Raw genomic sequence first — 18562 nt, forward strand, 5'->3', positions numbered from 1 at the left:
TCAGTTCAGCCGCCATCCCAGACGGAAATCCTGCTGGAAAGGGTCGGCATGGGCGATGGCCGCCGCCAGGATGGTCAGCCGCCCCAGCCGCCGCTGAAAGGCTTCCCGCCCGGGATCGCCCACCACCTTCAGCCAATCGGCAACCCGGGTGGCATCCACCACGTTGCAGGACAGGACGTGCAGGATGGCGCTGTCGGCGTCCATCGTGCCATCCGGCGGCATACGGTAGATCAGGCCGGCGCACAGCAGGCGCAGCCGTTCATACTCCTCCCCCGTCAGGGTGCCGTTGCCGGAGCGCTGCGACACCTGGCCGGCCAGGAAGGCGTCCACGGCCAGGATGCGTTCCGCCCAGGGGGCGCGCAGCAGGGCGTGGCGGGCGGCCTCGTCCATGGGCGCCAGCATGTCCGTCAACTGCTGGTCCACCACCAGCGGCGCCTCGGCGTAGTGGGAAAAGTCCAGCTTTTCCACCAGGTCGGCTGGCAGGTCGGCCATCGCGTACCGCTTCCACGCCGCCGCCTTCTGGGCGTGCACCATGGGCAGGTCCGTCAGCCTGTCGAAGGGCAGATCCTCCTGCCCTTCACGCACCAGGGTGATGCGCAGGGGCGCCTGGCGCACCGGCACCATGGCAACCTTGTCCAGATACTGGCGCAGCGCCGCCTCCGGCTGAAACATCGCCCGGTCATGGCCCTCCATCCCCCGGGGCAGCCAGGTGGCGAAGGCGGCGTAGAGGCGCATGAACGCGGGGCGTCCGAAGGCGAACTGGTCGTTGTAGCCGTCCTCCGGCGTCCAGCTGGCCGGTGTGACCAGCCCCGGCGTGCGGAACCAGTCCTCGGGCAGCGTCTCGTCGAAACGGCTGTCGTAGCGCACGCGCAGGATGGCGTCGAAGGGCGCCGTCTTGCCGTCGGGTCCTTTGTATCCGAGCGCCAGGTTCAGGCTGAGGCTGACCGCATGGAACATGTCGAAGATCGAAAAGGGCGGGCGGTAGTGCCAACGCTCGGCCATGCGCCGCTTCTCAGCCGCGAAGGGCGGGCGGGCCGTCACCAGATGGGCCGCGGGCCTGTAGGCCGCCAGCATCTCCGTCCGCTCCGCTTCCGGCACCTCGTCCCACAGGTGCAGGAAGGTGGTGACCTCGTGGCCGGCCACGAAGCGGTGGAGACTGTCGACGCAGTGGCGCCAGGTCCGCGGCTGGCCGCTCAGGCACAAGGCGACGCGCATACCCATCCCTTCCCTTGGAAACCGACGCCGCCGGCCCGTCGGGGCGGCGGCTAGGCCCCAGAATGGATTTATCATCCGCCCCGAACAAGCATATTGACACAGGCCCCCCGTCCCTCTACAAACCGCCCCCACGACGGATGGGCGCGTAGCTCAGCGGGAGAGCATCGCCTTCACACGGCGGGGGTCGTAGGTTCAATCCCTACCGCGCCCACCATCCGTTTTCTCTAGGCTTATCAAGCGGTTAGCTTGATGTCCCGACCCTAGGAAACCCCCTCGGCAACGTCAGCGCGTCACACTGGTGTCACACCCGTGAGGCGATCATGGCGACTATTCGTAAGCGCGGCGACGGCTGGCAAGCCCAAATTCGGCGGCAGGACCAGCGTCCCCTTTCCAAAACCTTCAAGTTGAAATCGCATGCTGAGGCCTGGGCCCGGCAAATGGAAGTCAAGGCGGATGGCAACGACCTTCCCCAGGACCCCACACCGCTGACCACGGTGACCTTCGGAATGCTCATGCGGCGGTATTGTGAGGAAATCACACCGGCCAAGCGTGGGGCCCCGCAGGAAGCCGCCCGGCTGAAGGCCCTGGAGGCCACGGCGCTGGGCAAGCTGACCCTGGTGAAGCTGTCCCACATCGACATTCGGAACTATGTGGAGGGCCGCCAGAAGGCCGTCAGCGCATCCACCATCAACCGCGAACTGAACATCCTCAGCCACGTCCTAGAGGTTGCCCGGCGGGACTGGGACCACCCCATCGCGGAAAATCCCGTGGCCCTCATCCGGCGCCCCAAGGTGGCCGATGCGCGGACACGACGCTTGGCGGGTGCGGGCGAAGCAAAGCGCCTGGAAGACGCCTTCGCGGGCTGTCGCAATCCCCTGATCCCCCAGGTCATCCGCTTCGCCATGGAAACCGGCATGCGTCGGTCGGAAATCCTGGCGATCCGCTGGGAACACGTCCAAGGCCGCACGCTACACATTCCAGTGACCAAGACCGGCATGCCCCGCACCATCCCCCTGTCCGCTGGCGCCCTGCGCATCCTGAACGCCCTAAAGGCCAACGGTGGCCCAGGCCCCTTCCCCCTGTCCGCGAACGCCGTCCGACTGGCCTGGGAACGTGTCCGCAAGCGCGCCCGGGTGAAGGACCTGCGATTCCACGACCTGCGCCACGAGGCCATCTCGCGGTTCTTTGAGAAGGGCCTGACGATGCCCGAGGTTGCCGCCATCAGCGGACACCGCGACCCGCGCATGCTGCTGCGTTACACCCACCTACGGCCCGAAACGCTGGCCGACAAGCTCATGGGCTTGGAGACGGCCGGAGGTGCCCGGTGATGCGCGGAACCTATCTGGCGGCCACCGCAGCGGCGCTATGGGCATCCCTGGCAACCTACCCCGCCCAAGCGGCAACGGTGATCGCCACCTGTGGACCATCGAAGGGCACCGCCTACTTCTTCCCCAGCCCCCAGATGAAGGGCCCGGACACCGGCTGGCATGATGACGGCATAGACGGCGGGGCGGTGTCCCTGGTCATGCTGGCCGACAAACCAGGCGCCATAGAGGATAAGCCGGACCTGATCTTTAAGGACAGCTACGGCACCCGCAGTGCCATCCAAGACGGGGCCATCGTGAGCATCCTTGCGGCCAACACCCTCAACCGCATTGTGATCGTCCAGGCCTTCTACAGCGGTTCTGAAACCGTCGAGGTCTACACCTTCAGGATCGGGCCGGATAAGCGGGGGGAAGTCCTATGGTCTGCGGCGCGGGCCGGTGGCACGTTTCAGAAGTCGGCCCTCATGCGGGCGGAATGCAGCTTTAGCTAGCAAGCTGCACGGTGTTCCTGGGGTGGGAATAGCCTGCCCCAGGTACCAAGCAAAAACGCGGATGGCCGCGAAACTCTAAGAGTTAGGGATAGAGCTCCATCATTACCTTCCCGCCCTTAGCCCGAGCTCCTGTGATTATATAACTAAAAGGGAATCTCATTGGCCGATCACTATACCGGACATGTCTACTGAACTCATAAGCGAATATGTCGGCTGCCTGTAGGGGGACCGTATCCCGAGGCTCACCCACCCCGACATCGCTGAATCGTACTTTCTCGTGATCAATCGTCGCGCGGAAGCTGCTGACATCACCAGCGGAATAGGCTTGATGCTTGGCGAATACGACCCTTATCGGATAGCCACTACGTACTTCGGAGTTCAGCGCGAGTGTCTTGAGGATATCCGACACGCCTTTCCTATATTCGGCGTGAATTGGCCCACCAACCTTCTCGAAGTCCCGGAAAGTACCGACGAATAGAGGGACATGCTCCACCATTATGTCGAGCAACTGCCCGAGCAGCGCCTTCCCTTCTCCAGTCCTACCGTTGATTTTTCCCGAGAACTCTCCCCGTCCCGACTCAAATTCCGCCATATGAAACATGGAAATGCCGCAGTGGCTGATAGCTGATGCCCATTGGGACGAAAGAGCGGCCCACTGTTCATCTGATGCTATACAGCCCGCCACCGAAATCCGAACCATATGGCCAGCTTCGTCATGCTGTCCTGACTTGTCAAAATAAGCCGTGTACATTCGGTCGACTATCCCGCAACGCCCCCTTAAAGGGGGGCATGCAATGCTCCTCCAGCTTGAATGGGCAAGTCAACTCCCAAGTGACCTCGAAATGATCGCGGAGCAAGACTGCCAGAAATTTTCCCATTCTCAGTATCTCGAACCCCGTCAAGCACAAGAAAGGCACTTGGTCATCCAGATGACCAGACATCAACTCGGCTAGGGAGAAACAACAACAATCTCGGTAAACTCCGAAGGAAGTTTGAAAGAGGATTTTCCCGAACCCCCTGGGGGCCAGTTTTGGATTTTCGGCGGGCACGTTATGCCGGACACACAGTCTCATTGAGGCAAGCCCATGTGAGACGTTGCGGCGGTGGCGTTGTGGTGTCTCATATAAGTGGTATTGTCAATTCTGAGACGGTGATGTAGACATCTCCTAGAACCTATTGAGACATGGGGCTTGGGGATGTTGATCGGTTACGCACGTACTTCGACCTTGGACCAGACCGCCGGACTTGAAGCCCAGCAGCGGGACCTTCAGGCGGTGGGGTGTGAGCGGGTGTTTGTTGAACAGGTGTCATCCGTGGATGTCACCGCCCGCGAACAACTGGCGCAGGCCTTGGACTACGTGCGGGACGGTGACGTGTTGGTGGTCACCAAGCTGGACCGTCTAGCGCGTTCGGTCGCCCACCTCATGGAAATCGTGGCGACCCTCACGAAGAAGGGCGCGGCCCTGCGTGTGCTTTCCATGGGCATAGACACCAGCACGGCTACGGGCAAACTCATGCTGACGGTCCTGGGGGGTGTTGCGGAATTTGAACGCTCCATCATGCTTGAGCGCCAGCGCGAAGGCATCGCCAAGGCCAAGGATGCCGGGAAATACAAGGGGCGCAAACCCACCGCCATGGCCAAGGCGGATCAGGTCCGCCGCCTGAAAGCTGAAGGTATGGGGGGAAGCGATATAGCCAAGACCCTTGGGATCAGTCGCGCCAGCGTTTATCGGGCACTTGAAGAAGCCTAAGGGGCCAAAGCCAGTCACTCGCCAGCGTCCATAACACAAGGCCCCCAAGCATGGTCGTGATATCCATGAAGGCCTTACGCCGTAACACGACGATACTGAAGGCCAACCCTCAATGAAGGGGTGTTAAAACACACCCCATTCGGGGAAAACACACACACCATGACAATAGAAGATCATGGCATTTAGGTTGCCGTCATGACCTCAAAGGGCCTTTACCGGAATGGTTAAACGTCCGATGGCGTGACACTTGGCGTCATCTTCACCGCTCTACCATCGCCCAAATAAGCCCTTTGCCGCCTGTAAACCTATAGGTAACCAGGGGACTGCCCATGGTCGTTGTGGGCATCGCTGGCGGCATGCTAAAAGCGCCCCCCTTTGGCGACACTCCTGCAAATACCGTCTTTTGGCCCCCTGGGGACAGTCGCGCCCGGGCCATTAGACACCCCGTTACCTATGATTCTATAGAAAATAGGGAGTCTAATTTTGGCGGTCGATAGTCCGTTGCGCGTGCAGGCCCGGAAGAACCTTCAGGACACCCTGTCCCGGTACGGCCAATCCCCCTCCCTTGACCAGGCGAACGCCCTTCACGACCTCATGGATACCATGGTGGATATGGCGAACGGGATTTCATCGTCATGCTATTATCTATCCTCCCTTGATCCTGGTCTTGGGAAGACCACAGCCGTTGTGTCCTTCCTGCAAGCGCTGTGTGCCAGTAACCAGCACCCAGGGGTGGCCGCGCTGGTCTGCATGGCCCGCCGGGAGGAAATCCGCGATATCCTGAAGGATGCCGGTCTACCGCCTGAGAGTTTCGCGGTGCTTGCTGGCAAGGCCCCGGAAGGCCCGAGGGCCGCTGATTGGGTGGACCTGGACGACCTGAGCCCAACACCCCCGCATCAGGCCCGTGTGCTGTTCACGACTCAAGCCATGGTCAGGGTGCGGTGTGCCGGTCAGGCCTCCTTTGGGGAGGTTTCCGACTTTCACTATCAGGGCCACCCCCGCCAAGTCCGCATCTGGGATGAGACCTTCGACGTTGCTGAAGGCCTGGCCGTGGACCTGGACGCCATCGCGCGCGTCCTAAAGACCTTGCGGGACCGCAGCGCCGACACGACCGATGCCCTGGACGACTTGCGGGATGTCGCCAAGAGACTAGATGACGGCACCGTCTACCCCGTCCCGGACCTGGCATCGCCCTTCGGGCTGGCGCTGAAGGACATCCTGCGACGACATGGGCATCGGTTGTCCAGCGATGACCGGGATATCCTTCAGCAGTTGACGGCCCTTTCAGGGCAACACTGCGTGGTCCGCCATCACCAGAACAAGCGCTTCCTGCTGGGGAAGGCCACACCAATTCCCGCCGACATCGCCCCCGTGGTCATACTGGACGCTTCCGGGCGTGTGCGTGAAACCTATGCCCTTTGGGAGCGCCACCGAGGCAACCTGAAGCGCCTTGAAGGGGCCGCCAAGGATTATGGTCACCTGACCATTCATCACTGGCCCAAGGGTGGCGGCCGGGAAACCATCAAGGCCGACGTGCCCACCTATGCCGATGCCGTGGCGTCTGTGATCAACAGCCGCCCGGATGAGGATTGGTTGGTGGTCCACCACAAGGAAGAAGACGGCTTCGACTTCGCGGAGGCCATCCGGGTGACCTTGGACAAGCCCGACAGAGTCGAGTTTCTAACCTGGGGTCGCCACCACGGCACCAACAGGTATGGGCACATCCGTAACGTGATCCTGGTCGGCGCCATGTACCAACGGGACATGGATTATGAAGGCCGCTGGCATGCCTGTGCCGATATTCCGCCGAACCGCCAACGGTGCCCTGAAGATGACCGGGCGGCTGTCGAGGAGGGCGAGTACAGGCATATGGTGCTACAGGCCCTCTGCCGGGCTGTGGTCAGACGGAACGACAACGGCGCGTGTCCACCCTGCACGGCTTATGTAATCGCCAAGAAGGGCGATGTGGTCGGCAACCTGCGGCGGACCTTCCCCGGTGTCGATATCCGGCAATGGTATCCCAGCACCTTGGAAATCGGTGGCAAGGCCGGGGAGGCGCTTCAGGTCATCCGGGATTGGCTGGATAACGGCGCCCCGGGAGGTTTGCTTCCCTACACCGCGATAGCCCGGGCCATCGGCTATCCCCCCAGATCGTTCCACAGCAAGGTCCGGCAGCATCCCAAGGTCATCGCCCGCTTGAGAGAATGGGGCGTCACTGAGGCCGGGGGCAGAGGCACCCGCACCACGGGATTTGCCAAGATGCCTTCCGAGTTGGACGAAGTGGCCTAGCGGCGCCCCTGGGGACCCGTTGGATGGGCGGATGCCCTAGCGACGCTGGGCCACCTTCACATACTCGCCCCGCTGGCGACGACCTTAAAGGGGGTAGCGTTTCACGACCCCCTGGGGGCCACCTGAAGCGCCTTCGCGGCCTCCGTCACGGTCAGGCTACCGTCCGCCTCAATGATGCGGTCGTGAACCTCGACCTTGGGCAGGGCCGCCGCCAGTTCGGCTTTCTGCCTCTCGACGGTGGCTTGAAGGACCGTCAAGGCCCTCAAGGCAAGCTGTTCCGGGGTTTCCTCAGGCGCCGCGACCATGTACCCGCCGGTCTTGCGGATCGCGGGGAAAACCTCGCCGGTGGCCCACTTCTTGAAGCGTTTGGCGGCGGGCTTGCGGCTGGTCAGCACCAGGCTGTAGAGGCCGCTTTCGTTGATGATGGTGAACGCCTGGGCGCCGCTTCCGGCCCGACCCTCGCTATTAGCTAGGGTCGTCTTTTCGTCGTCGTCCAGCCGCGTGGCTGCGTGGGACGGGTTGGCAATTTCCAGGACCCGGCAGACATCCGCCAGGACAAACCAAGGCTCCCCCTCGCGCTTGATCACGCGAACCAGGTGGTCCTCGAAATTGAAGGGTATTAGGTCAGACATTGGCGGGAAGTTCCTCGGCGAACGTGGTGCTCACCTTAAGGACGCCTAGGGTGTCGGTTAAAGCGACGCCATCTTTTTCGACGTCGTCCAGACGGGCCCGCAAGGGGCCTGAAGGGGGGTCCGTTTTAGACCACCCTAGCAGTGATCCCGGACAGCCTTTCCAGGGTTGGCGTCGCCTAGCTGGGCGGCTGCGAAACCCTCGGTATTGTCGAGGGTCATCTTTTCATCGTCGTCAAGGCGGGCACCAGCGCGTGCCATGGGATAACGTTTCGTTACCCCCAACAATGGCCGCTCATGACCTTGGGCGGCTTGGTGTGGCCCAACTGCGGGGCAAGCGTCTCGCGCCATAAACGACCCCCGCCGTGCGACCGTTTCGCCCTTTTGTCACAGTGCCGTCCGGCGGAGGCCCCCGTGAGGCTGCTAAAAGCACCCTCCCTGCGGTTGTGGTGTTCGGCCCCATCAGCGGCCCTACGCCTGCCTTTCCTGGTGTTCCAATGGCTTGCAAGGCGACGGTCGCAACGATGCCCCCAGCGCGTCACACCTATGTCACAGTGAACATCGAAAAACGCTTGTGTCGGCGGCCCGATCCCTCTATACCCCGCCCCGTAACGCACTGATGTTGCTTACAGTTGAACGGATGGGCGCGTAGCTCAGCGGGAGAGCATCGCCTTCACACGGCGGGGGTCGTAGGTTCAATCCCTACCGCGCCCACCATCCGTCCTCCTCTCCAAAGCATGTCGGTTCGGTGATCGGCGGCCCTCAGGCCAGGCCGACGTCGCGCGCCAGGTTCAGGAAGCGCAGGCCGCAGTCGACCGCGATGTCCTGGTCGGTGATGGTGTCATGGTTCAGCAGGAAGACCACGGCGTCGGCCACCTGCTGCGCGTCAGGCACGCGGTCCAGGGGATTGCGGCGGCTCAGGCGCTGGAATTCCGCCTCATCCTGGCCGGGGGCCGGCAGGACGTAGCCGGGGGACACGGTGTTGACCCGCACCGTGGGTGCCAGGGACCGCGCCAGCAGGCGTGAGGCGCCGGCCAGGGCGTATTTGGACAGGGTGTAGGACAGGTGGTCCGGGTTGGGATTCGCCAGCTTGAAATCCAGGATATTGACCACCGCCCCCCGCTGCCCCACCTCGTGCCCATGGGACAACCCCTGGTGCAGGGCGCGGATCAGCAGCACCGGCGCCAGGGTGTTGACCGTCTGGTGCGCTAGGAAACCCTGCGCCGTCAGGCTGGCGGCATCGTCCCATTCGAAGAGGGAGGCGGAGTTGACCAAGCCCTGCAAGGGCCGGCCGGCGGCGGCGGCCGTGCGCGCCACCAGGGTTTCCACCTGGGCGGGGTCGGCCAGATCGGCCCGCACCACCAGGGCCTGGCGGCCCAGCGCCCGCACCTCCTCCGCCGTGGCCGTCGCGGCGTCCACCGAGGCGTTGCAGTGCAGGGCCACATCCCAGCCCGCCCCCGCCGCCGTCAGCGCAATGAGGCGCCCCAGGCGCTTGGCCCCACCCGTCACCAGCAGCCAGCGGCTCATGACCGGACACCGGCACGGAAGGGGGCGACCAGGGGGTGGAACAGGCGGCACGGCATGGGCGGGAACGGCTTTCCGGCGATACGTTGAAACGGTCCTTTGAGTCTTATAGGTCCCCCTTCCCCCCGCGCAACATCCATTGCCGCCGCCCACGCTTCCGTCCTCCGGGCGCTGTGGGTATGCTCTGCCCCGTTAACCAATCCCCAGACGATGAGGGAACCTCCATGCCTGCCCGTCCCGTCCGCCGCGCTTTCCTGAAGGCCGGCCTGGCGCTGGCCGCCCTGCTGACCGCCCCGGCCCTGAGCCACCCGGCCCGTGCCGCGGAGAAGCTGGTGTTCATGCTGGATTGGCAGGCGGAGGCGGAGCACGGCGGCTATTTCCAGGCGGTGGCCGAGGGCCTGTACCAGAAGGCCGGGCTGGACGTGACCATCGTGCCTGGCGGCCCGGTGATGAGCGCGCAGCAGATGCTGGCCGCCGGCAAGATCGACGGCACCATCGGCTCCAACGCCTTCTACGTGCTGAACCTGGTGGAGGCCGGCGCCAAGGTGAAGGCGGTGGCCTCCATGTTCCAGAAGGACCCCACGATCCTTATGGCCCACGCCCGGAACACCAGCAGCCTGGCGGACCTGAAGGGTCGCCCCGTCTTCCTGGGCGACCCCAGCATCAACACCCTGTGGCGCTGGCTGAAGAGCAAGTACCCGTTCGAGGACAGCCAGATCCGCCGCTACACCGGCAACCTGGCGCCCTTCCTCACCACCCCCGCCGCGGCGGCCCAGGGCTACGCCACCAGCGAGCCGCTGATCGCGAAGAAGGCCGGCGCGGACGTGAAGGTCTTCCTGCTGGCCGACCAGGGCTATGACGGCTACAGCGGCCTGGTGATGTTCAACCAGGCCTATATCGACCAGCATCCGGCGGCGGTGAAGGCCTTCGTCGCCGCCACGGCGGAAGGCTGGCGCCGTTACCTGCACGGCGACGCGGACGCCGCCGACGCCCTGATCCGCAAATCCAACCCCGACATGGACGCCGAGACCCTGGCCTATGGCCGCAAGGCCCTGCTGGACGACGGCATCGTGGAGGGCACACCGGCCGCCGCCGACGCCATCGGCCGCATGACCGCCGCCCGATGGGACAGCTTCACCACCGAGATGAAGCGCCTGGGCATCTACAAGGCGGGCACGGACTGGAAGGCGGGCGTGGATCTCGCGAATTAGGCCGGCACCGCCACCGGCTCCAGCAGGGCCATAAGCTGCGCCTCCGGCATAGGGCGGCCCAGCAGATAGCCCTGGATGATGTCGCAGCCCAGTTCGCGCAGGCAATCCAGCTGGGCCTCGGTCTCGATGCCTTCGGCGATGGTTTCCAGGCCCAGGTGGTGGGCCATGGCGATGACGGCGGCCACGATCTGGCGGCTGGCGTCGTCGTCGGGCAGCCCATCGACGAAGGACTTGTCGATCTTCACATAGGCCGCCGCGAACTTGCGCAGGTAGGCCAGCGAGGAATAGCCGGTCCCGAAATCGTCGATGGCGAAGCGGAATCCGTTGGCGCGCAGGTCGTGCACCGCCTGGAGGTTGCCCTCGGCATCGCCCATCAGGGCGCTTTCCGTGATCTCCAGCGCGATGTCGCCGGGGGCGCAGCCCTCCTCCGTCAGTATCTGCAGCAGGCGGTCGCCGCAGCCCTTGTCGCGCAGCTGCACGGCCGACAGGTTGACCGCCATCTTGAAACCGGCGACGCCCTGTTCCCGCACCCTGCGCGCGGTGCGGCAGGCGGTGCGGAACACCCAGTCGCCCAGCGGCACGATCAGGCCCGTCTCCTCCGCCACCGGGATGAAGCGGGCGGGCGAGACGGGGCTCAAATCCTCCGGATGGTTCCAGCGCACCAGCGCCTCCGCCCCCATCAGGGTCCCGCCCACACCGGCCGGCGCCGGGCGGTACTGCGGCTGGAAAGCCAAGGTGAAGCCCTCCACGACGCCCTCGCCGCCCGCCCCGGTGGCCACGCCCAGGGAAACGCGCAAGCCCTCCTCGATCCAGGTGCGGTCACGCACCCGGTCGCCGATCTCCGGCGTGAAGAAGTGATAGCGGTCGCGGCCGGCATGCTTGGCGGCATAGAGCGCCACGTCGGCATGGCGCAGCAGCGCCTCCCAGGTGTCGCCGTCGCCTGGGGCCAAGGCCACGCCAACGGAACAGGCCAGGCGCACCTCGCCCCCGCCCCTCCCTTCAAGCGTCAGGGGATGCTGGAAGGCGGTCACCAGCCGGCCCGCCACCTGGGCCACGGCGGCCCGCGCCTCCTCCCGCGCGTCGGAACCGGTCAGCGCCGGGCCGGCCAGGGAGGCGCCGGTGAGGATGACGGCGAACTCATCCCCGCCCAGCCGGGCCACGGTGTCTCCCGGCCGCACGGTGCGGCGGATACGTTCCCCGCCGCCACGATGGCGGCGTCGCCGGTGGGGTGGCCGCGGGTGTCGTTCAGCAGCTTGAAATGGTCCAGATCCAGCAGCAGCAGGGCCACCGGCTCCCCCGTCCGCTTGGCGTTGGCCAGCGCCAGGCGCACCCGTCCGATCAGCAGGGCTCGGTTGGCCAGGCCCGTCAACGCGTCATGGAAGGCCAGATGGCGGTTCCGCTCCTCCGCCTCCTTCTTGGCGGTCAGGTCGCTGAAGACGGCGATATGGTGGCTGACGGCGCCATCCTCGTCCCGCAACAGGGTGATGCGCAGCCATTCCGGGTAGACGGTGCCGTCCTTGCGGCGGTTCCAGATCTCCCCGGCCCAGGCGCCCTCATCCCGCAGCGCCCGCCACATGACGCGGTAGAATTCCGGGCCCTGGCGGCCGGAATTCAGCAGGCCCGGATCCTGGCCCAGGACCTCTTCGGCGCTGTAGCCCGAGATGTCGGTGAAGGCGCGGTTGACCAGGATGATGCGGTTCCCGGCGTCGGTGACGATGATGCCGTCGACGCTGTGCTCGATCACCCGGGCGGCCACGCGCAGGTCGCGATTGCTGAGCGCCAGGGCGGCCGCCTGCTCCTCCGCCAGGGTGCGGGCCTGCTCCAGCTCCCAGGTCCGCTGGCGCACCAGGCTACGCAGGGACTCATGCCGGCGCACCCGGCCGTGCACCAGGGCCGCCAGCGTCAGGCCGGCGACTATGCCCAGGGCGCCCAGGGCCATGACCATGGGGGTGCCCATGCCGGATTCCCGGCCCAGGCCGGCCGCGAACAGTCCCGCGAACGACAGGCCGGCCAGCGCGACCACCAGCACCAACGGCGCCCAGCGACGTTCCACGGCGAAAGCGCCTGGGCCCGACGGGGCCGGCGCGTCGCCGGGGAACTCATCGCTTGAAAAAAGCATCGAAAGGCATCCTGATCAATAAGGCCCCAATTCTGCGGCCATGTGGGCGGAAATCAATACCGCGATTCGCCAAGGCAACGATGTTGCCACCGGACGATACATGCCAGACATCATGCGCCAGGCGCCAGGCCCGGCGGATTGATCCATCGCAATCCTTGGGCGCGCCGGGCGGAACCGCGACCCGGCGCCCAGGCCGTCCCGCCCCACACCTTGAATTGCCATTCCGCCTAGATTTCCGCAACCATCTGGCCAATCGCTTTGATCCGATTGTCTATTCCGGCCGGCCGTCTTGTTCGCCCCCACCCCGATCGGGCATGATCACCAGGATGGGGTCGTGCACGCGGCCGGGATGACAGGGCCGGCGGGGCGCCGGCCGGACGGGGTGTTATGGCGGCGGCAGACAGAGAGTTCCCGGTTCCTGACCTGGGCCCCGTCGATCTGGGGGACGGGCGGAGATCCAGCCCAGCGCGCCCCTGCCCGCCTTCGACACGCCCGGCGGCCGCGCCTACCTGGCCCACCGCGTGCGGGAGAAGAAGACGGAACTGTTCGCCATCGTCTGCGAGCAGCCGGTGCCGCCCCGCATCGAGGCGATGAGCAGCTTTCGTGCCATCGAGAACAACAACCTGCTGCATCTCATGGATTGGGGGGTGGTCGACTGGTCGCCGGAGCACCGCCGGCGCTTCGTCTGCGTCTTCGAGCGCCCGTCCGGCCGCCGCATCATGGAGCGGCTGGACGATGTCATCGAGGGCATCGCCGACGACGCCCTGGTGCGGGTGGTCCTGCCGCAGCTGACCGCCGTGCTGCGTGACATCGCCCAGCGCAGCCTGAGCTGCGGCGCCCTCAACCCCACCAACCTGTTCATCCGCGAGTCCGCCGCCGCCGCCGTCGTGCTGGGCGATTGCGTCAGCCTGCCGCCCGGCTATGCCCAGCCCCTGGTGTTCGAGCCGCTGGACCGGGCCCTGGCCGACCGCTCCGGCCGGGGTAACGGCACCATCGCCGACGACCTCTACGCCCTGGGCGTCACCCTGCTGTCGCTCTATCTGGGCCGCACGCCTGGCCGGGGGCTGGACGACCAGACGCTGCTGCAGGCCCGCATGGACAAGGGCACCTATTCGGCCCTGACCAGCGGCACGCGCATCCCCCAGTCGCTGGTGGAGCCGCTGCGCGGCCTCATCACCGACGACGCCCGCCAGCGCTGGACCCTGAACGACCTGGACATGTGGATGCAGGGCCGGCGCCTCAGCCCCAAGCAGGCGCAGCTGCCCAAGCGCGCCCCCCGGCCCATGGAGTTCCAGGGCCGGGAGATCTGGCACGTGCGCGGCGCCGCCTGGGCCTTTTCCAAGTCGCCCATCGCCGCCGCCCAGGTGATCGAGCGGGGGAGCTGGACCGCTGGCTGCGCCGTTCCCTGAACGACGAGCCCCGGGCGGAGGCGGTGGCCAACGCCGTGCGCAGCGCCACGTCCGGCGGCCGCGCCTCGAACGTGGAGGAACGGCTGGTGGCGCGTGTCTGCACCGCCCTCGATCCGCCCGGTCCGTTGCGCTACAAGGGCCGGGCCATCATGCCCGACGGATTCGGCACCGCGCTGGCGGAAGCGCTGGCCACCGGCGAGGGCGGGCAAGCCCTGGCGGAAATGATCGTGGGCCAGCTGCCGGCCTTCTGGATCAGCGTGCAGTCCGAATACAAGGCCGAGCAGGTGCTGATGATCCAGCAGTTCGACGCCGTCCGCGCCGTGCTGGAGAACACCAGCCCCGGATTCGGTATCGAGCGGGCGCTCTACGGCTTGAACCCGGTGGCGCCCTGCCTCAGCCCGGCGGTTGCCGACCATTATCCCCTCACCCTGGGCGACCTTATGGCGGCGCTGGACGCCGCCGGGGCCAGCGCGGGGCCGGGGCGCGACCCCATGGACCGGCACGTCGCCGCCTTCATCGCCACCCGCAATCCCAAGCTGAACGAGCGCCTGCTGGCCACGCTGGCGGCGGAGACGGCGCGGCGGCCGGTGGGCGTGCTGGCCATCCTGGCCGACACCCAGCGCCGGGCGGGCCCGCCCAAGGTACCGGGCCTGGCCCTGTGGATGACCGGCATCCTGGACCCGTCGTTCAAGCGCTTCCGCAACCTGAAAAAGCGCGAGGAGGTACGCGTGGCGGCGCAGAAGGCGGCGCGCGAGGGCGTGCTGGACGCCTTGCTCAGCATCGTCGACGACCCCAAGGCCCTGACCCAGGACCATCACGGCTTTCTGGACGCCATGCGCCGGCATGAAAGCCTGACGGCCCGCATCAACAAGATCGAGGAGACGCTGGGCGACCGCAGCGACGTGGCGGTCGGCCGGGGCAAGCGGGTGGCCGCCATGGTGGCCAGCGGCATCTCCCTCGCCGGCCTGGCCTTGATCGTCACCTTGATGGCGGGCGTGAAGTGAGCCAGGGTGGTGTCATGAACAGCGCCTCATCCCCCCGTCGCCGCAGCTATGGCGGCCTGCTGGCCGCCGCCGTGCTGCTGCTGCCCCTGGGCGCGTTGGTCCTGCCGACCTCGGTGCTGACCGTCATCGGCATGGTGCCCACCCTCGTGGCCTGGATCGTCGACCGCGATCCGGACCGGCCGGCGGCGGTCACCGTCGGGGGCCTGAACCTCTGCGGCGTCATGCCCTTCTGCATCCAGCTTTGGCAGCACGGCCACACCATGGACTATGCCGCCAGCCTGTTGGTGCAGCCGGTGACCTGGCTGGTCATGTATTCAGCCGCCGGCGTGGGCTGGCTGCTGTATTTCGGCATCCCGCCCCTGGTGGCCGGCTGGGCCGTGGCCCGCGACCAGGCCAGGATCCGGGAGCTGGACGAGCAGCGCCAGGCCCTGGTGGAGGAATGGGGCATCGAGGTCACGGGCCAGGGTTTGAAGCCGGAAACCCCCGCCGATGGCGAGACCCCGTCGGAAGAACCGCCGGATCCGCTGGCCGAAGCGACGAATTCCGACGAGCCTGCGGCGCCGTGACCGCCGACCAACCCGGCCCCATCCGTTATAAAGCTTCCCCGCCCGCCGCGTGAGCCCGAGTCCCATGCCCCTGCCCCGTTTTCGCGCCCTGCTGTCGGGTCTTGTCCTGGCCGTCCTGCCGCTCACCGCGCACGCCCAACAGGCGCCGCGGAAATACGGGGTGGAGGTTGTGCACACCTACCCGCACGATCCGCAGGCCTTCACCGAAGGCCTCTTCTACCTCGACGGTTTCCTCTACGAGAGCACGGGGCTGGAACAGCACTCCACCATCCGCAAGGTGGATCTCGTCACCGGCAAGGTGGTGCAGAGCCGGGAGCTGAACCCCCAGTACTTCGGCGAGGGCATCGTCAACTGGAAGGACCGGCTGGTGCAGCTGACCTATCGCACGGAAATCGGCTTCGTCTATGGCCTGGGCGATTTCAAGGCGCGGCAGGAGTTCCATTACCGGGGCGAAGGCTGGGCCCTGACCCAGGACGGCCACCGCCTGATCATGAGCGACGGCACGCCGGAGCTGCGCTTCCTGGACCCGGAGACGCTGGCGGAAACGGGGCGCATCACCGTCACCGACAACGGCTATCCCATCCGCAACCTGAATGAGCTGGAGTTCGTGAAGGGCGAGATCCTGGCCAACATCTGGCAGACCAACCTGATCGCCCGCATCAACCCGGCCACCGGCGCCGTCACCGGCTGGATCGACCTGGCCCCGCTGGAGTCCCTCTCGGGCCGGACACAGAACATCGACAACGTGCTGAACGGTATCGCCTACGACGCCAAGGGCGACCGGCTGTTCGTGACCGGCAAGCGCTGGCCCAAGCTGTTCGAGATCAGGTTGGTCCCCGTGACGTAATACAACGGCACGGGATTGTGACTCGTGCCGTTGTAGGACGCGACCGCGTCCGCCGGAGCGAGCACCGCGGGAGCGGAGCGAGGATAGCCAAGACACGAGCCAGCGGATGCTGGCGCCCGGCACCTGGGGGGCGTTTGAGTGGTCACGATCAAATGCCGCGCGTATAAGTCTTCAGCCCTCGCCCAGGGCGGCGGCAAGCTGATGCAGGCGGTCGCGCAGGTCCGCCACCTCGTCCAGCGGCACGGGGAAACGGCACAGCATGGCGCCGGGGATGGACAGCGCCTTGTCACGCAGCGCCCAGGCGGCGGGGGTCAGGTCGACCAGCACGCGGCGCTCGTCCGCCTGGTCGCGCCGCCGCGCCACCAGGCCCGCCGCCTCCATGCGCTTCAGCAGGGGCGTCAGGGTGCCGGAGTCCAGATCCAGGCGGCCGCCCATGTCCCCCACCGTCATGGGCGCCCCCTCCCACAGCACCATCAGCGCCAGATACTGCGGATAGGTCAGGCCCAGCGCCTCCAGCAGGGGGCGGTAGGCGCGGGTGATGCGGTTGGTCGCCTGATAGAGGGCGAAGCACAGCTGCCGGTCCAAGGCCAGCGGGTTGTCCACGCCGGCCAGGGGATCGGTGTCGCTGGTGGAGAAAGGGACGCTCACGGGTTTCGCCATCGGTACCTCACGGTGCCCTGGCATAGGGGCAGACCTGGACGGCGATGGCAATGGGGGAAGCGTCGCGCCGTCCCCCGCTGATTTCAGGCCTGCAGGACCTCGACCTTCACGCCGTTGGCGCCGGTGACGCCCTCGACCCCCGCCTTCAGCTTGGACAGGAAGGTGAAATTGATGCCGTCGCGGCCGGCCAGCAGGGTGGTCAGCTTGTGGCGCGGCAGATCAACGCGTTTGGACAGGTCTTCCATATAGCCACCGCCCCGCAATGACTTCACCGCGTCCGACGACAGGTCGGGATCGACGTACAGCTTCCCTTCCTTGCGGGTCAGGTACAGCGTGCCGGTCGCCGGCCCGCCGCCAGGCGCCGGCAGGGCGCCGACATCGCCGGGACCGCGCAGATAGGCCCTCACCGTCTGTTCCTGCCTGTCGTTCGTGAAGTCGCGCAGGACCGGAGCCGACTGGACGATGATTTGTGCCAGCGCGCGCGACCGGGCGATGGCGCCGGTCAGGCGGCCATAGCCGGCCATGGCCGCCTCATAGGAAGCCTCCACCGCGTCCAGCTTCAGCAAGGGGGTCGCCGCCTCCCCCGCCGGCACGGCCTCGGCCAATTCGGCGGCGTGACGCACATCGACGTGCAGCCGCTCCAGATCGGCGACCGCCTGCGCCACGTCCTGCGCCGTCATGTCCATGTGGGTCACCCACTTTTCCATGACGTAGCCGGTGCCCAGGCCCATGGGCTCCGCCTTGTCGACCATGGCCTGCAGCACGGGCTCGACCGAGCGGATGTGCAGTTCCGTCACCGTCTGGCGCAATTGGGCCAGACGGATCAGGGTGGCGGGGCGCTTGCTCTCATCCAGGCTTTCGCCGCGCGACGCCAGCACGGTGATGAAGGACAGGGTGTCGCCCACCTCCACCCACAGCTTGCGGAAGGCGTTCAGCTCCTTGGTCTGCGCCACCATCTGGCAGGTGCGCTGCAGCGCCGCCACCGACTGCTCCAGCTGGCGGATGTCCCCGATGATGCGGGTATAGAGCTGGCCCTTGTCGGGCTGCTTCTTCCAAGGATTGGGCGCGTCGGCACGCAAGACAGGGAAACTCCAGAAGGCGGGGCCCGGAACACCGTCCGGCACCAGGGATGGTATCAGGCGTACCCAGGCCTTCCCAAACCTATAAGGCGCGCATCCGCATAGGGTCAGGGGGGCCCCCTTCCACAGGGGACTCGGGGAGAAGGCGGGACGGACAAGGCGACCGCCGGGCGGGAGCGTGGACCGGTACAGGCGGGGGTGATCTTCCGGCGGCGGGGCCCCGGGTGTCAATTCGCGGAAATTGTTTCGAAACCGAACCCATCCCGTTGGTGCGCCGATGCGCACGAAATGACTAGGCCACCTGGACAGGAGATGGCGAACCCGTCCACCAGGGTCGGGAACGCGCATAAACCTGTCGGCGGAGGGCCGCTTCCGGAAAAGCTTAGCCCATCAACATTTTTGGCCGCCGTTTAAGGTGACAGCGCCCCCGCCAGCGCGGTACA

Annotated in this window: 16 protein-coding genes, 2 tRNA genes and 1 pseudogene; 11 read left to right on the top strand and 8 right to left on the bottom strand. The window is 66.2% G+C overall.

The genetic code is table 11. The features are described from left to right. A complete protein-coding gene (locus UAA55_RS17770; RefSeq protein ID WP_322954375.1) occupies positions 1 to 1215 on the bottom strand; it encodes a hypothetical protein in 1215 nt (404 codons plus the stop codon). Positions 1216 to 1354: 139 nt separating this feature from the next. Here UAA55_RS17770 and UAA55_RS17775 point away from each other — a divergent pair. From UAA55_RS17775 to UAA55_RS17785, 3 genes are all read left to right on the top strand, one after another. Further along, positions 1355 to 1429 (top strand) — tRNA-Val (locus UAA55_RS17775). A 223-nt stretch (positions 1430 to 1652) separates the two neighbouring features. Further along, positions 1653 to 2543, top strand: coding sequence for a tyrosine-type recombinase/integrase (locus UAA55_RS17780; RefSeq protein WP_322954376.1), 891 nt, complete (start codon positions 1653 to 1655; stop codon positions 2541 to 2543). Then, positions 2543 to 3031 (top strand): hypothetical protein, encoded by a 489-nt coding sequence (locus UAA55_RS17785; RefSeq protein ID WP_322954377.1) that lies wholly within the window; start codon positions 2543 to 2545, stop codon positions 3029 to 3031. The genes UAA55_RS17780 and UAA55_RS17785 overlap by 1 nt, the downstream gene beginning before the upstream one ends. An 82-nt stretch (positions 3032 to 3113) precedes the next feature. On the opposite strand, the gene UAA55_RS17790 is transcribed toward UAA55_RS17785, so the two are convergent. Further along, complete coding sequence (locus UAA55_RS17790; RefSeq protein WP_322954378.1) at positions 3114 to 3782, bottom strand: hypothetical protein; 669 nt, start codon at positions 3780 to 3782, stop codon at positions 3114 to 3116. Between the two features lie 445 nt (positions 3783 to 4227). On the opposite strand from UAA55_RS17790, the gene UAA55_RS17795 reads away from it, so the two are divergent. Together UAA55_RS17795 and UAA55_RS17800 are read left to right on the top strand one after the other, a co-directional pair. Further along, complete coding sequence (locus UAA55_RS17795; protein WP_322954379.1) at positions 4228 to 4782, top strand: recombinase family protein; 555 nt, start codon at positions 4228 to 4230, stop codon at positions 4780 to 4782. Between the two features lie 483 nt (positions 4783 to 5265). Continuing rightward, the gene (locus UAA55_RS17800; RefSeq protein WP_322954380.1) at positions 5266 to 7071 is read left to right on the top strand and encodes a hypothetical protein; all 1806 of its coding nucleotides are present in this window, start codon (positions 5266 to 5268) and stop codon (positions 7069 to 7071) included. Between the two features lie 101 nt (positions 7072 to 7172). Here UAA55_RS17800 and UAA55_RS17805 read toward each other — a convergent pair whose 3' ends face one another. Continuing rightward, positions 7173 to 7658: a BRO family protein gene (locus UAA55_RS17805; protein ID WP_322954381.1), complete on the bottom strand. Its 486-nt coding sequence runs from the start codon at positions 7656 to 7658 to the stop codon at positions 7173 to 7175. A 684-nt stretch (positions 7659 to 8342) separates the two neighbouring features. Between UAA55_RS17805 and UAA55_RS17810 the strand changes: the two genes are divergently transcribed. Then, positions 8343 to 8417, top strand: a tRNA-Val gene (locus UAA55_RS17810). A 45-nt stretch (positions 8418 to 8462) separates the two neighbouring features. Here UAA55_RS17810 and UAA55_RS17815 read toward each other — a convergent pair. Continuing rightward, complete coding sequence (locus UAA55_RS17815) at positions 8463 to 9227, bottom strand: SDR family oxidoreductase (RefSeq protein WP_322954382.1); 765 nt, start codon at positions 9225 to 9227, stop codon at positions 8463 to 8465. A gap of 221 nt (positions 9228 to 9448) precedes the next feature. Here UAA55_RS17815 and UAA55_RS17820 point away from each other — a divergent pair, with 221 nt between their 5' ends. After that, complete coding sequence (locus tag UAA55_RS17820) at positions 9449 to 10435, top strand: ABC transporter substrate-binding protein (protein ID WP_322954383.1); 987 nt, start codon at positions 9449 to 9451, stop codon at positions 10433 to 10435. Here the strand turns inward: UAA55_RS17820 and UAA55_RS17825 are convergent. Next, positions 10432 to 11334 carry a putative bifunctional diguanylate cyclase/phosphodiesterase gene (locus UAA55_RS17825; protein ID WP_322954485.1) on the bottom strand — a complete coding sequence of 301 codons (903 nt, stop codon included), beginning with the start codon at positions 11332 to 11334 and terminating at the stop codon, positions 10432 to 10434. The genes UAA55_RS17820 and UAA55_RS17825 overlap by 4 nt on opposite strands. Positions 11335 to 11349: 15 nt before the next feature. After that, a pseudogene (locus tag UAA55_RS17830) lies at positions 11350 to 12554 on the bottom strand (diguanylate cyclase domain-containing protein); the annotation flags it as partial. A 521-nt stretch (positions 12555 to 13075) separates the two neighbouring features. Here UAA55_RS17830 and UAA55_RS17835 point away from each other — a divergent pair. The 4 genes from UAA55_RS17835 (at position 13076) to UAA55_RS17850 (ending at position 16380) form a co-directional block, all read left to right on the top strand. Further along, positions 13076 to 13963: a serine/threonine-protein kinase gene (locus UAA55_RS17835; protein WP_322954384.1), complete on the top strand. Its 888-nt coding sequence runs from the start codon at positions 13076 to 13078 to the stop codon at positions 13961 to 13963. A gap of 23 nt (positions 13964 to 13986) precedes the next feature. Next, on the top strand, positions 13987 to 14967 hold the full coding sequence (locus UAA55_RS17840; RefSeq protein WP_322954385.1) for a hypothetical protein: 981 nt from the start codon (positions 13987 to 13989) through the stop codon (positions 14965 to 14967). Positions 14968 to 14981: 14 nt separating this feature from the next. Further along, on the top strand, positions 14982 to 15533 hold the full coding sequence (locus tag UAA55_RS17845; protein WP_322954387.1) for a hypothetical protein: 552 nt from the start codon (positions 14982 to 14984) through the stop codon (positions 15531 to 15533). A 64-nt stretch (positions 15534 to 15597) separates the two neighbouring features. Continuing rightward, positions 15598 to 16380: a glutaminyl-peptide cyclotransferase gene (locus UAA55_RS17850; RefSeq protein ID WP_322954388.1), complete on the top strand. Its 783-nt coding sequence runs from the start codon at positions 15598 to 15600 to the stop codon at positions 16378 to 16380. 171 nt (positions 16381 to 16551) lie between these two features. On the opposite strand, the gene UAA55_RS17855 is transcribed toward UAA55_RS17850, so the two are convergent. After that, positions 16552 to 17028, bottom strand: coding sequence for a MarR family winged helix-turn-helix transcriptional regulator (locus UAA55_RS17855; RefSeq protein WP_322954389.1), 477 nt, complete (start codon positions 17026 to 17028; stop codon positions 16552 to 16554). Positions 17029 to 17123: 95 nt separating this feature from the next. Beyond that, on the bottom strand, positions 17124 to 18119 hold the full coding sequence (locus tag UAA55_RS17860; RefSeq protein WP_322954391.1) for a hypothetical protein: 996 nt from the start codon (positions 18117 to 18119) through the stop codon (positions 17124 to 17126). Between the last annotated feature and the right edge of the window lie 443 nt (positions 18120 to 18562).

Origin of the sequence: Nitrospirillum guanabarense (assembly GCF_034653355.1) — a bacterium.
Lineage (GTDB): Bacteria > Pseudomonadota > Alphaproteobacteria > Azospirillales > Azospirillaceae > Nitrospirillum.

Bases quoted from the DNA above. Each gene is read 5' to 3' on its own strand.
- UAA55_RS17770 (WP_322954375.1), bottom strand. From the start codon at position 1,215: ATGCGCGTCGCCTTGTGCCTGAGCGGCCAGCCGCGGACCTGGCGCCAC.
- UAA55_RS17780 (WP_322954376.1), top strand. From the start codon at position 1,653: ATGGAAGTCAAGGCGGATGGCAACGACCTTCCCCAGGACCCCACACCG.
- UAA55_RS17785 (WP_322954377.1), top strand. From the start codon at position 2,543: ATGCGCGGAACCTATCTGGCGGCCACCGCAGCGGCGCTATGGGCATCC.
- UAA55_RS17790 (WP_322954378.1), bottom strand. From the start codon at position 3,782: ATGTACACGGCTTATTTTGACAAGTCAGGACAGCATGACGAAGCTGGC.
- UAA55_RS17795 (WP_322954379.1), top strand. From the start codon at position 4,228: ATGTTGATCGGTTACGCACGTACTTCGACCTTGGACCAGACCGCCGGA.
- UAA55_RS17815 (WP_322954382.1), bottom strand. From the start codon at position 9,227: ATGAGCCGCTGGCTGCTGGTGACGGGTGGGGCCAAGCGCCTGGGGCGC.
- UAA55_RS17820 (WP_322954383.1), top strand. From the start codon at position 9,449: ATGCCTGCCCGTCCCGTCCGCCGCGCTTTCCTGAAGGCCGGCCTGGCG.
- UAA55_RS17845 (WP_322954387.1), top strand. From the start codon at position 14,982: ATGAACAGCGCCTCATCCCCCCGTCGCCGCAGCTATGGCGGCCTGCTG.
- UAA55_RS17850 (WP_322954388.1), top strand. From the start codon at position 15,598: ATGCCCCTGCCCCGTTTTCGCGCCCTGCTGTCGGGTCTTGTCCTGGCC.